Origin of the sequence: Exiguobacterium sp. s59 (assembly GCF_018617475.1) — a bacterium.
Taxonomy (GTDB): domain Bacteria; phylum Bacillota; class Bacilli; order Exiguobacteriales; family Exiguobacteriaceae; genus Exiguobacterium; species Exiguobacterium aestuarii.
This window is the reverse complement of the sequence record NZ_JACSKG010000006.1, coordinates 182,349-196,028: the sequence shown is the minus strand read 5'-3', so window position 1 is coordinate 196,028 and position 13,680 is coordinate 182,349. Positions and strand designations below refer to the sequence as shown.

At 49.1% G+C, this 13,680-nt stretch carries 10 protein-coding genes; all 10 read left to right on the top strand.

Annotated elements, in window-relative coordinates; genetic code table 11:
* Window positions 1-12 precede the first annotated feature (12 nt).
* The 10 genes from KNO91_RS13115 (at window position 13) to clpB (ending at window position 13,664) form a co-directional block, all read left to right on the top strand.
* Window positions 13-318: a YerC/YecD family TrpR-related protein gene (locus tag KNO91_RS13115; protein WP_026826878.1), complete on the top strand. Its 306-nt coding sequence runs from the start codon at window positions 13-15 to the stop codon at window positions 316-318.
* 35 nt (window positions 319-353) lie between these two features.
* A complete protein-coding gene (locus tag KNO91_RS13110; protein WP_214696732.1) occupies window positions 354-1,736 on the top strand; it encodes a TrkH family potassium uptake protein in 1,383 nt (460 codons plus the stop codon).
* 12 nt (window positions 1,737-1,748) lie between these two features.
* Entirely contained in the window at window positions 1,749-1,982 is a 234-nt protein-coding gene (locus KNO91_RS13105) for a hypothetical protein (RefSeq protein ID WP_214790791.1), read from the top strand.
* 89 nt (window positions 1,983-2,071) lie between these two features.
* The gene (pcrB, locus tag KNO91_RS13100) at window positions 2,072-2,752 is read left to right on the top strand and encodes a heptaprenylglyceryl phosphate synthase (RefSeq protein WP_214818326.1); all 681 of its coding nucleotides are present in this window, start codon (window positions 2,072-2,074) and stop codon (window positions 2,750-2,752) included.
* A gap of 38 nt (window positions 2,753-2,790) precedes the next feature.
* Window positions 2,791-5,007 (top strand): DNA helicase PcrA, encoded by a 2,217-nt coding sequence (pcrA, locus tag KNO91_RS13095; protein ID WP_214818324.1) that lies wholly within the window; start codon window positions 2,791-2,793, stop codon window positions 5,005-5,007.
* A gap of 9 nt (window positions 5,008-5,016) precedes the next feature.
* On the top strand, window positions 5,017-7,011 hold the full coding sequence (gene ligA, locus KNO91_RS13090) for an NAD-dependent DNA ligase LigA (protein WP_214818322.1): 1,995 nt from the start codon (window positions 5,017-5,019) through the stop codon (window positions 7,009-7,011).
* A 253-nt stretch (window positions 7,012-7,264) separates the two neighbouring features.
* Window positions 7,265-8,740 carry an LPXTG cell wall anchor domain-containing protein gene (locus KNO91_RS15435; RefSeq protein WP_214818319.1) on the top strand — a complete coding sequence of 492 codons (1,476 nt, stop codon included), beginning with the start codon at window positions 7,265-7,267 and terminating at the stop codon, window positions 8,738-8,740.
* A gap of 130 nt (window positions 8,741-8,870) precedes the next feature.
* Window positions 8,871-10,043, top strand: a complete 1,173-nt coding sequence (locus KNO91_RS13080; protein ID WP_214818317.1) for a CamS family sex pheromone protein — start codon at window positions 8,871-8,873, stop codon at window positions 10,041-10,043.
* Window positions 10,044-10,183: 140 nt separating this feature from the next.
* Window positions 10,184-11,053 (top strand): DnaJ C-terminal domain-containing protein, encoded by an 870-nt coding sequence (locus KNO91_RS13075; RefSeq protein WP_214796250.1) that lies wholly within the window; start codon window positions 10,184-10,186, stop codon window positions 11,051-11,053.
* A 19-nt stretch (window positions 11,054-11,072) separates the two neighbouring features.
* Window positions 11,073-13,664, top strand: a complete 2,592-nt coding sequence (gene clpB, locus KNO91_RS13070) for an ATP-dependent chaperone ClpB (RefSeq protein WP_214818315.1) — start codon at window positions 11,073-11,075, stop codon at window positions 13,662-13,664.
* The last annotated feature ends 16 nt before the right edge of the window (window positions 13,665-13,680 follow it).

The following is a 13,680-nucleotide window of genomic DNA, read 5'->3' as shown; positions in this document are numbered from 1 at the left end:
GGATGCTTGCGGATGCAACTCGATAAATTACGAGGTCGAGAGCTTGATCAATTGTTTGAGGCAATTTTGAAGCTCGATACGCTCGAAGACTGTTATCAATTATTTGAAGATTTAGCGACTGTCAATGAAATTCAGGCACTTGCGCAACGACTAGAAGTGGCGCGTCAAATACGTGAAGGCAATACGTATCATAAGATTGAGGACGCAACGGGTGCCTCAACGGCTACGATTTCTCGTGTGAAACGTTGCTTGAACTATGGGACAGGCGGATACGATCTCGCTCTTGAACGTCTACAACAAACAAAAGGTGACTCGTAAGAGTCATCTTGTTTTTGATGGAGGGGAGGGGCGAGATGCAACAAAAATTCATGAAGCGGAACTTACAATTGTTCTTTCGAAATTTAACACCAGTCCAAACACTCGTGTTAATCTATAGCGCGGCAGCCGTTTTATCCGTGTTGCTCCTCGCCTTACCGATCGCCCATAAACCAGGTGTGACGATTACGTTTACGGACCTCGTCTTCTTTGCGGTGAGTTGTGTCAGTGTCACCGGACTCACACCGATCGTGGTCACCGATACGTTTTCGACGTTTGGTTTATTTATTATCTTGTTCATCGTTCAGGTGAGCGGGGTCGGGTTGATCAGTTTGCATGTCATCATGTGGATTTTGCTCGGGAAACGGATTGGATTTCGGGAACGACAACTGATTTTACGTGACCAAAACCAGACATCGATGTCGGGGATTGTCAAATACATCACGGAAATCGTGATTACCGTTATCGCAATCGAGGCGGTTGGTGCCGTCTTACTCGGTGTCCATTACTTAAATTATTTCGATACCGCCGGGGAAGCCTTCTTGCAAGGGTTATTTGGGTCGGTCAGTGCGACGACGAACGCCGGTTTTGATATTACCGGTAGCTCGCTCGCGCCATTCCGTGAAGACCCATTTGTCATCTTCACGCAGATTGCGCTCATGACCGGTGGTGCCATCGGATTCCCCGTTCTTGTAGAGATTCGGACCTATTTGGTGAGTCGCATCACGCGGAAACGTCATACGTTCCCGAGTCGATTCTCTTTGTTCACGAAATTGACGGTCTCGACATTCTTTATTTTAATTGCTGTCGGAACGGTCGGCTTGTTCATTTTTGAGTACAACAATGCATTCAAAGACTTGCCACTTTGGCTATCTCTCTCGGATTCATTATTCCAGTCCGTGACGACACGTAACGGTGGATTATCGACGGTCGATGTCAACTTGTTCTCAGAAGCGAGCATGTTGCTCTTATCAATCCTCATGTTTATCGGAGCTTCCCCATCGTCTGTCGGTGGGGGGATTCGGACGACAACATTTGCCGTGGCCGTTCTCGGTGTCGTCGCGTTTATTCGTGGTGACTCGTCGATTAAAATTTTCGGTCGTGAGATTGTTCTCGAGGATATTTGGAAAGCATTCGTCATCATTACGGTGTCGCTTGCTGTCTTATTATCTGGGGTCATGGTCATGGCTTATTTCGAAGATGCCTCATTGACACGAATCTTATTTGAGGCATGTTCCGCGTTCGGGACGACAGGACTCTCTGTTGGCCTCTCTTCTGAATTCAGTAACGTCGGAAAATGGGTGCTGACGATTCTCATGTTCATCGGTCGAATCGGGGTCATTGCCTTTATTCTCATCTTGCAACGTAGACAACCGAAGCGGATGTATAACTATCCGAAAGAATCAATTATCTTAGGATAAGGAGATCGTCATATGAAAGCATTTTGGATTAACTTTGGATATGTTTTTATCGTTCCGGTCCTTCCGTTCATCGCGGTCGTCAATGGAACGGCGCTCTGTTCGCCAGACTCACCATTACTCGATATTCCAGTGCTCGGATTCTTTTTAGCGAATCCGCTCTGGTTTGTCCCGGTATATGCACTATTCGCATTGCTAGTTGCGAAATGGTTAACGGATCGGGAACGGAATCGTACGGCACGCTCGTGACTTGCTTCGGCAAGTCTTTTTTTAATGGAGAGATGCACGCGATGCAAAAAATCGATACACTAGAGAAGGATTCGATGGGAGGGAACAAGTTGAAATTTCAGTCATGGCGACATGTGTTTAAATTAGATCCGAATAAGCATCTCGACGAGGAGGCGCTCCATGCGCTCATTCACTCGGGCACCGACGCTTTTTTGATTGGTGGGACGGACGGGGTCAATGCGGAGAATACATTCGCACTTTTTGCGAGAGTCCGGGATGCCGGATTACCGGTCGCCCTTGAAATCAGTCAACCGAGCCAGGTCATCGATGGCTTCGATCACTACTTTGTACCGACCGTGCTTAACGCCGGAATGCCAGAATGGATTGTCGGACACCATGCGCGTGCATTTGAGCGCTACGGTCATTTCTTTGATTCACGTCATGTCACGGCACAAGGCTATCTCGTCTTGAATCCAGACGCGAAAGTGGCGCACGTGACGGAATCAAGATGCGACTTGTCGCTAGAAGAAGCCGTGGCATATGCCGAAGTCGGACATCATTTGTTCCGACTCCCGTCACTTTATATCGAATACAGCGGACGACTCGGCGATGTCGACGTCTTGAAAGAAATTCGATTGGCGTTACCACAGGCGCACCTTTTTTACGGAGGTGGCATCGATGGGGCGGAATCGGCTCAGTTGATGGGAGCGTACGCCGATACGATTGTCGTCGGCAATATCATTTATGAAGACTTAGCGGGAGCACTTGCGACTGTGCAAGCACTCCGATAAAATAAGAACAAACGTTTGGAACAAGGAAGGAAACGATTATGTATAATCTTAGCGAAGAATTAGTCAAAGGCATGAACCCGGAACAAGCGGAAGCGGTCAAGCACACGGATGGTCCTCTGTTGATCATGGCGGGTGCGGGGTCTGGTAAAACCCGTGTCTTGACACATCGTGTCGCCTATTTGATGGCGGCAAAGCAAGTGGCACCGTGGAACATTTTAGCGATCACATTCACGAACAAGGCAGCACGCGAGATGAAAGACCGGATTGCGCGCCTCGTCGGTGGAGTCGCCGAAGACATTTGGATTTCCACATTCCACTCGATGTGTGTCCGTATTTTACGACGCGATATCGATCGCATTCGATATGACCGAAGCTTTTCGATTTTAGACGCCTCGGACCAATTGACGGCAATCAAACAAGTGTTGAAAGAGTTGAACCTCGACCCGAAAAAGTATGAACCGCGTACACTTCTCGGGATGATTTCAAATCATAAGAACGAGTTGCGCACGGCAAAGGACGCAGCGGCTCTTGTCGGCAACAATCCATATGAACGAATCATCTCTGACGTCTACACGGCGTATGAGAAAAAGTTGAAACAGAACAACGTACTCGACTTCGATGACTTGATCATGAAGACGATCCATTTATTCCAAGAGGCGCCGGACGTCTTGGCGTTTTATCAAAAGAAATTCAAATACATTCACGTCGATGAGTATCAAGATACGAACCGGGCACAGTACACGCTCGTCAAACTTCTCGCACAAGCACACGAGAACCTATGTGTCGTCGGGGACTCAGATCAGTCGATTTATCGTTGGCGCGGTGCCGATATCGCCAACATCTTGACGTTCGAGAAAGACTATCCGAGCGCTCACGTCATCTTACTCGAACAGAACTATCGTTCGACGAAGCGAATTTTGGAAGCGGCGAACGGCGTGATTCAAAACAACGCTTCCCGTAAAGATAAAAACTTGTGGACTGAGAACGATGAAGGAGAGAAACTCTTACTCCACGTCGCCTCCGATGACCGTGACGAGGCGTTCTTCATCATGAACCAGATGAAAGAACTGAAGATGGAAGGGATGGACTACGGTCAGATGGCGGTCCTGTATCGGACGAACGCCCAGTCACGTGGTCTCGAGGAGATGCTCCTTAAATCCAACATCCCGTATAAAATGGTCGGCGGGACGAAGTTCTATGAGCGAAAAGAAATCAAGGACGTCTTGGCGTACTTGCGCTTGATCGCAAACCCGGACGAGGATATCTCATTTGTTCGAGTCGTCAATGAACCGAAACGAGGCATCGGAGCCGCAACAATCGACAAACTAGGAGACTTTGCGGATATGCAGGGCGTCTCACTCATGGATGCGATTCGTGACATCGAACTGTCTGGGATTGCGCCGCGTACGGCGACGAAGCTCGCAGATTTCCGCCAGATGATGATGGACTTACGACAAATGGCGGACTATCTCTCGATTTCAGAGCTCGTCGAAGAAGTATTGAAGAAGACGGGTTATGAAGAGATGCTCAAGATTGAGAAGACGCTCGAAGCAGAAAGTCGACTTGAGAACTTACAAGAGTTCCTGTCAGTCGCTCAAAACTTTGAAAAAGAAAGCGATGAACAGTCACTCGTCGCCTTCCTCACTGATTTGACGCTCGTGTCCGACCTCGATTCACTTGATGAAGTCGACGAGTCGCATCAAGTAACGTTGATGACGTTGCACTCGGCCAAAGGACTCGAATTCCCGGTCGTCTTCTTAATCGGGATGGAAGAAGGTCTTTTCCCACATAGCCGTGCATTAAACGATGAAGAAGAGATGGAAGAAGAACGTCGCCTCGCATACGTTGGGATTACGCGAGCCGAGAAACGTCTCTATTTGACACGTGCTCAGTCGCGGATGTTGTACGGTCGTTTCCAAAACAACCCGGAGTCAAGGTTCTTGCATGAATTGCCAGAAACGTTGTTAGAACGGTCCGGTAAGGCGAGAAAGCCGATGCCGTGGAACCCGGTTGAATCACCAGGGAAGTTGCCGGTGAACGGCTTTAGCTCAAAACCGAAGCCGAAGCTCGCTCAATCTTCAGGCGCCGAAACGGTCGGCTGGAACGTTGGTGACAAAGCGAATCATAAAAAGTGGGGACAAGGGACAGTCGTCCAAACGCGTGGAGAAGGCGACCAACTCGAAGTCGACATCGCATTCCCAGAAGTCGGCATCAAGCGTCTATTGGCTAAATTTGCCCCAATCGAAAAAGCATGAGGTGAAGATATGGAGATGGCAGAACGTGTAGAAGAGCTTCGCAAAACGTTAAACCAATATGGTTATGAATATTATGTGCTCGATCGGCCGAGTGTACCGGATTCAGAGTACGACCGTTTGATGAACGAGCTGATTCAAATCGAAACAGACTATCCAGAACTTCGGACTCCGGACTCCCCGACACAACGCGTCGGAGGAGCCCCGCTCGACGCGTTCGTCAAAGTGACGCATGACACACCGATGCTTTCACTCGGGAACGTCTTTTCAAAAGAAGAGCTTGCAGAGTGGGTGGAGCGAATCGAGAAAGACCTTGGCTACACACCGACATTCGTAGCTGAACTAAAATTTGATGGGCTCGCCGTCTCTTTGAAATACGAAGACGGTCGTCTCGTTCGAGGCGCGACGCGCGGGGACGGTACGATAGGTGAAGACATCACGCAAAACTTGAAGACGATTCGCGCTATTCCGCTTCGTCTCCAAGAGGATGTGACGTTTGAGGTGCGGGGTGAGGCGTATATGCCGAAGCGTTCGTTCGAACAATTGAATGATGAACGGGAACGACTCGGTGAGCCATTGTTCGCCAACCCGAGAAACGCAGCGGCCGGTTCACTCCGACAGCTCGACTCTAAAATTGCCGCATCGAGAAATTTGGCTTTCTTCGCCTACGGTTTGGTGTCACAAGACGATCTCGTCGCGTCACACGATGAGTCACTCGCTTATTTGAAACGCCTTGGCGTCGCCGTAAGCGGAGACTATACGACATGTAAGACGGCAGATGAACTTTGGGACTATATCGAAACGTATGTGACGAAGCGTAGTGAACTCCCGTACGAAATCGATGGAATCGTCATTAAAGTGGCTGGATACGAAGAACAAGAACAACTCGGCTTCACAGCGAAAAGTCCACGCTGGGCCGTCGCGTATAAGTTCCCGGCAGAAGAAGTCGTGACGACAATTGAAGACGTCGATTTCAGCGTCGGTCGCACTGGGAAGGTCACACCGCGGGCACGGTTCGCTCCGGTATCTGTGGCAGGATCAACGGTAACGTATGCGACACTTCACAATGAAGATTTTATAAAAGAAAAAGACCTTCATATCGGTGACCGAGTCGTCATTAAAAAAGCTGGGGATGTCATTCCGGCTGTCGTATCAGCACTTGCTAGTGAACGAAGCGGGGAAGAACGAGCAATCGAATTCCCAACCCATTGCCCTGCGTGTGGGTCCGAATTGATCCGATTAGAGGGTGAGGCCGATCATCGCTGTGTCAATCCGGAGTGTCCGGCTCAACTGCTCGAAGGGCTAATCCATTTCGTCTCACGACAAGCGATGAATATCGACGGACTCGGTGAAAAAGTGATTACGCAACTCCATGAAGCAGGACTCGTCCATAACGTGGCCGACTTGTATCGTCTGAACCGAGACGATTTACTTGGACTCGAGCGTATGGGTGAGACGTCGGTGACGAACTTGCTCTCGGCAATTGAACAGTCGAAACAAAATTCGCTCGAACGTGTGCTCTTCGCCCTCGGCATCCGTCTCGTCGGACAAAAAGCGGCTTCGTTGATTGCAGAGCGGTTCGAGACGATGGAAGCCATCATCGATGCAACGGTCGAAGAACTGACGTCGATTGATGGAATCGGGACGAAGATGGCCGAGTCAATCGTTCTTTACTTTGAAAAACCAGAAGCACGTGAACTCGTCAGTGAACTAGCAGAATCGGGTGTGAACTTGTTTTTCAAAGGAACAAAACGCCAAACGGCTGAAGGGGCACCCCTTTCTGGTAAGACGGTCGTATTGACCGGGAAATTACATGAGATGACGCGGGGGGAGGCAGGGAAGCAGCTTGAACTCCTCGGCGCGAGTGTGACGGGAAGTGTGAGTAAAAATACAGACTTACTTGTCGCAGGTGAAAAGGCTGGTTCGAAGCTGACGAAAGCTGAATCGTTAGGCATCGAAGTATGGGATGAGGTAAAGCTTCTCGATTTTTTAAGTGAACATGCATAAGACGTTTCGCTACGGCGAACGTCTTTTTTTGTCGTGTCCTGTTGTAAAAATTTATGAGATTGAACAGGTTCGCACAAGCGTTCGAAGGGTATAGATTAACTATATCAAAATGCTAATATATTTTTGCGGGAGAACCCTTTGACACCATGACTTTCACACACACATCCCCTCATTCCTCTACGTGGTGAAATCCGTCATCGGGCAAACATCGATGTGCGCGCTCATTTTTCACCTTAGAGGAGGGACCGACACCATGACACATAACATCCAGCGCTTCGTTGCTATATTCACCATCCTCATGCTCTTTTCAACACTGATCCCCTACCACGTCGCACATGCAGACACGACCACATTCCGATATATTCAAGTGGATTTGACAGACGAGGAAGTCGAGACATTATATGAATCAAGTCTTGTATACGAAGATGTCACGTATTATGGAGTTCGTGAATCAGCCAATGTTTGGCGATTTATGATCGATGCGGAAACAGTCGATGATTCGTTGATTGATTTGGTGACACTTTACAACGCTGAAGGCGTTCCGTATACGTTCATCCCGAACTCCATCACGGAAGCGTATCCTGTCGAAGTGGAGGAACCACCTGTTGTCACAGAACCAAATCAACCGGAAGAGGTGACACCACCAACAGAACCAGAACCGGTTATCGAAGAACCAGCAATCGAGCCGATCTTACCGGCGCTCGCGCTAGAAGCGCAGAACATTGCCGGGGTCGACAAAGCCGTTGTCGGAGGTGAACTGTCGTATACGTTCATCGTAGAGAATACAGGAGACGCACCGTTAACGGTGACGAACTTCTCCCACGAGTATGTGAGCGGGGACGTTGACCGTCTTGCCATCGAATCGTTGAATCAACACGTGTTTGATCGCTTGTATGAATTGATAGGAGAAGATGGTCTCTTACCCGATGAACGGGTCGAGGTGACAGCTGTCTTATCCGTTCCGTCTGACTATTCATTCAGCACGCATCCTGAGATTGGTAGTCTGTTTCGTGTGACAGGAGTGGATGAATACGACCGCATCGTCACAGCAGAAAGTCAACAAATCGTCCTTTTGGAACAACCTGATTTTACAGTGACAGGGACGAGTGAGATGGCGACCGTTCAGCCAGGTGAACCAATTCGATACACCTATACAGTGAGCAACACTTCTAACGTTACCTTGTTTTTGTCTGACGTGATGCTCACTTGGCCGAGTGGTGCCTTAACGTATGAGGAGCAACAGATGGCGAATGAACGATTCGTGAAGCAAGTCGAAGCCATCCCTGAATTCGTAAACGGGTTCGGACCGGAAGAAGTGGTCACCATTTCATTTGAACTCCCACTGCTCCCGTCCTATGACACACGAGCTGGGGCAGAATTAGTACAACAGGCAACGTTTACCCTCCAAGTGAATGAAGGAGTGAACGTGATCCGTTCCGTCGATGTACCGGTTGCGGTGAAACAACCCGTTCCGGTAAAAGAGGATGAACCGAAGCAAGTGCCTGAGAAAGAAGAAACAAAGATGGAACCACCAGTCGTGAAAGTGGTTGTAAAAGAGCGAGAGGCTCCTCCAGTGAAGCCTGACGATGAAGTCGACACGTATTCGCAAGATGTACTCCCGATGACCGGGGAGACGAACGAGACGTGGCATATGATGATTGGACTCCTCTTGTTTGCATCTGGACTCCTTTTGATGATTCGTCGTAAGCACCCATCTACAAAACAATAATCGTGTATCCCTTCTTGTTTGATCAAGGAGGGATTTGTTCTGATTCCGCTTCGATACTTTTTTCGTGGAACGATTTTGTTATAATGGACAAAGTGAAATAGGAAACGATGTTCAAAGGAGCTAGACATAGATGAAATGGAAACAACTCGTCATCCCGACAATCGCCTCTGCGCTTTTGTTAAGCGGATGTTCAATGAAAATCCCGATGGGTGAAGAAGAAGCGACACCGACCGGCGAAGAAACAGCAACAGAAGGCGTCACACAAGCGATCGAAGCACGTGATTCCTACTATCAAATGGTCATTCCCTTCAAAGCCGCAGCAGCGCGAGGACTTGCCCAGCGTCAAGTGAGTTCGTCGTTAGAGCTTGAAGAAGTCGAACTCGGTCTCATGCGCCATTCGACAGATGCGTTTGACCCAGACAAATTCGCTTATCAAGAGGGGCAACTTCTAAACGCGGAAGACGTATCCAATTTACTCGGACGTAAAGGAGGGAGTAACGAAGGATTGACGCCGCTCAACCCGGCTTATGCGGATGGGAAGGCCGAAGTCGAAGACGACAAGTTCGTCGATGCGAACAAGAAGTCACCTCTATATTTGGCTTCGATCGTGGAACAGAACTATATGACAAAAGAGGATAGCGGATATCAGCTTGGCGGTGTGTCGTTTGCACTCATTTTGAACCGTGAGTATGTCTTCCAGGCACCGAACTACGGACCGACCTATACGGTGAAACTCGATCAGAAAAAAGTGATCGCAGAAGGGGAACGGATGGCGAACGAACTCGTCGCTCAATTGCGGAAGCGAGAAGACTTTAAAGATTTGGATGTAAACGTCGCGCTTTATATGAAGTCGACGCAAGGTTCACCGACGCCGGGGAACTATATCAAATCCGCTTTCGTCGGAACGGATGATGAGGTCACATCAGGTGACTGGAAAGCCATCGATGAGAAGTACTACTACTTCCCATCTGCGACGGCAACGAATGACGTACGCGAGGATGCACAGAAATTTACGCTCTTCAGTGACCGAATTGCCGATTTGTTCCCAGACTATAGCGGGATGATTGGGAAAGGCTTTTATCAGAACGGCGATTTGTCACGACTTGAAATCGATATCCCGATTCAATTCTATAGTCGTGCCGAACTTGTCGGATTCACCCAACACGTTGTCGGCTTGCTTGAAAACCGATGGGAATATAGCCGGAATGTCCCGGTCCGCATCAACGTGACATCACTCGGTGGCGACCCTGAAGTGACGATTGTGTTCGAGGATGGCATGGATAGTCCAAAAGTATACTTCTAATTCAGAAGAGGTTCGTTTTTTGAAACGAACTTCTTCTTTTTTTCGTATGAAAAGTGAAAGGATTATCTTTGACCTTATTTGACCAATTGAGTAGAATAGAGTTAACAGAAACGGGAAAGGGATAGGTGAGGTGAATCCATATGGCTAAAAACTATTATGACGAGCTCGGTGTCTCAAAAGGGGCGAGCGAACAAGAGATTAAACGTGCATACCGGAAGTTGGCGAAACAGTACCATCCGGACGTCAATAAAGATCCTGGCGCACAAGAGCGATTCAAGTCAGTCCAAGAAGCGTTTGACGTGTTGAGCGACCCAGAGAAAAAAGCGAACTATGATCGATATGGTAGCCCGGATGGACCGTCGTTCGGACAGGGGTTTGGTGGCGGTGGAGAAACTTACGGGGAAGGTTCGTCCCAGTTCGAAGATTTATTCCGACAATTCGGAGGTGGGTCGCGTACGACTTCGCGAACATTCGGATTTGAAGATATGTTCGGGAGCTTCTTTGATCAAGCTGTCGAAGAAGACTTGGATGAGACCGTTCGTGTGAATATCCCACTCAGCCAATTGACGAAGGAATCGAAAGTGAGCCTTCGACTTCAAACAGGCACGGTGAATGTCAAAATTCCACAGGGTGCCTATGAAGGTCAGAAGTTGCGGTTGAAAGGAAAAGGCAGCCGAGTCGGACAATCAGGGAACCGAGGAGATGTATACGTCGAGCTTCATTTTGCGGATGACGATACGTACCGACGTGAAGGAGAGCATATCGTGACGTTGAAACGATTGCGTCCGCTCGAGTTTTTAGATGGATCGAGCGTCATCATTTCAACACTCGACGGAGGACGGGTGAAGTTGAAAGTGAAACCTGGAAGCCGACCGGGGCAACGGATGCGCATTCCAGGTCGCGGTGTCATGACCGGTTCGAAAGTACGTTCTGACTTATTCGTACAACTCGAGGTCGACCTGCCTCTTGATGAAACATACCGTTCTGTCTATGAGCAAATCGAACGTTAATGGATAAGGAGGAATCGTGATGGACTTTAATCGTTTTACAGATAAAGCACATGAATGCATTGTCAGTTCACAGGCGTTAGCAAAACAATATCATCATAGTGAAATCAATGAGTGGCACGTGTTGGCATCTATGATTTCACAGACAGACGGGATTGCGCCGTTGCTGTTTCAAAAAATGGAGATCAACGTATCTGAGATTGAAGGAGAAGTCGCGCTTTCTTTGAAAAATGCGCCAAAACTTCAAAATCCGACGACACCGATGATTTCTGCTTCTTTGTTAGGCGTGTTGACGACGGCCGAGCGGGAAGCGACAGGGATGAACGATGAATACGTATCGGTCGAACATATCTTACTCGGTATCTTGTTGAACAGCAGTCAGGCGCAGGTGATGCTTGAGCGAAAAGGCATCACGGAAGAACGACTCCGCGAGGCGCTCGTCGCCGTACGTGGCAATCGCCGCATCACATCGAAATCGCCTGAAGCGACGTATGACGTCTTGACGAAATACGGACGAGACCTCATTCAAGAAGTGAAGACTGGTAAAATTGATCCGGTGATCGGACGCGATAGTGAGATTCGTCGCGTCATCCGGATTTTGAGTCGGAAAACGAAAAACAATCCGGTCCTCATCGGGGAACCGGGTGTCGGGAAAACGGCGATTGTCGAGGGACTCGCTCAGCGAATCGTTCGCGGAGACGTGCCGGAGAGTTTGAAAGACAAAACAATCTTCAGTCTCGACATGAGTTCACTCGTCGCTGGTGCGAAATATCGCGGTGAATTCGAGGAACGACTTCAAGCCGTCCTATCAGAAGTGAAGGAAGCAGAAGGCACGATTATCCTCTTCATTGATGAACTGCATACGATTGTTGGGGCTGGGAAGTCGGAAGGGTCGATGGATGCCGGAAACATGTTAAAACCGATGCTCGCCCGTGGAGAATTGCACTGTATCGGTGCGACGACGTTAGACGAGTATCGCCAATATATCGAGAAGGACCCTGCACTCGAGCGGCGTTTCCAACAAGTGCTCGTCGCTGAACCAGACGTCGAGGATACGGTTTCCATCTTGCGTGGCTTAAAAGAACGTTTCGAGATTCACCACGGAGTACGCATCCACGATAACGCTCTCGTCGCGGCGGCGATGCTATCAAATCGCTATATCACCGACCGGTTCATGCCGGATAAGGCTATCGATCTCGTCGATGAGTCGTGTGCGATGATTCGGACTGAGATGGAATCGATGCCGGCTGAGCTCGATGAATTGGTCCGTCGGGTCATGCAACTTGAAATCGAAGAAGCGGCGCTTAAAAAAGAGAGTGACGCGGCTTCCATGAAGCGTCTCGAAGCACTTCAACAAGAATTGGCATCACTCCGTGAACAGTCTGACTCGTTACGTCTTCGTTGGGAAAATGAGAAAGAGTCAACGCACCGCGTGCAACAAATCCGGGGAGACCTTGAAAAAGTACGTCTCGAATTACAAGAGGCAGAAAGTCGCTACGACTTGAATCGGGCTTCAGAACTGAAATATGGACGAATCCCAGAACTCGAGCGAGAACTAGAAGAAGCGGAACAGCTAGCGAGTTCGGTGACGCGTGAACTCGTACGCGAAGAAGTGACGGAAGAAGAAATTGCCGAGGTCGTCTCGAAATGGACCGGTATTCCGGTGACCAAACTGACAGAAGGAGAGCGGGATAAACTGCTCAACTTAGAAACGGTGCTACACAAGCGTGTCTTCGGTCAAGATGATGCGATTCGCTTGGTCAGTGACGCGGTCATCCGGGCTCGTGCCGGAATCAAAGACCCGAACCGCCCAATCGGTTCCTTCCTCTTCCTTGGACCGACGGGTGTCGGTAAAACCGAGCTCGGGAAGGCGCTCGCGGAAGCGATGTTTGATTCAGAAGATCATATCGTTCGTCTCGATATGAGTGAGTATATGGAGAAACATGCCGTATCAAGACTTGTCGGTGCACCTCCGGGATATATCGGTTACGAAGAAGGCGGGCAGTTGACGGAAGCGGTTCGCCGTAACCCTTACTCCGTTCTCTTGTTAGATGAGGTCGAGAAGGCACACCCAGATGTTTTCAATATTTTGTTGCAACTGCTCGATGATGGTCGATTGACCGATTCGCACGGTCGCATCGTCGACTTCAAAAATACGATTGTTATCATGACGTCGAACATTGGAGCAGACATTTTGCTCGAAGCGGCGAAAGATGGTGTGATCGATGAGGATGAAGAGCGTCAAGTGCTTGATAAGCTCCGCCGACATTTCCGTCCTGAATTCTTGAACCGGGTCGATGAAACGATTTTGTTCCATCCACTTACGAAAGATCAAATCGGTCAAATCGTCGAGAAAGCAGTCGGTCGAATGAGTGAACGGCTCACGACGCGCTCGATTCATATTGAAATCACGGATGCAGCTAAAACGTTCGTCGCCGATGAAGCGTACGAGCCTCAATTCGGTGCTCGTCCAATCAATCGTTACGTGCAACGAACGATTGAGACGAAGCTTGCCCGGAGTATCCTAGCGGGAGATGTCGAGGATGGCCAAACGGTCGTCATCGATGTCGAAAACGGGGAATTGACGTTACGTCCGTCGACGGTCAATGCATAAGAAAAGAGGAATCCGA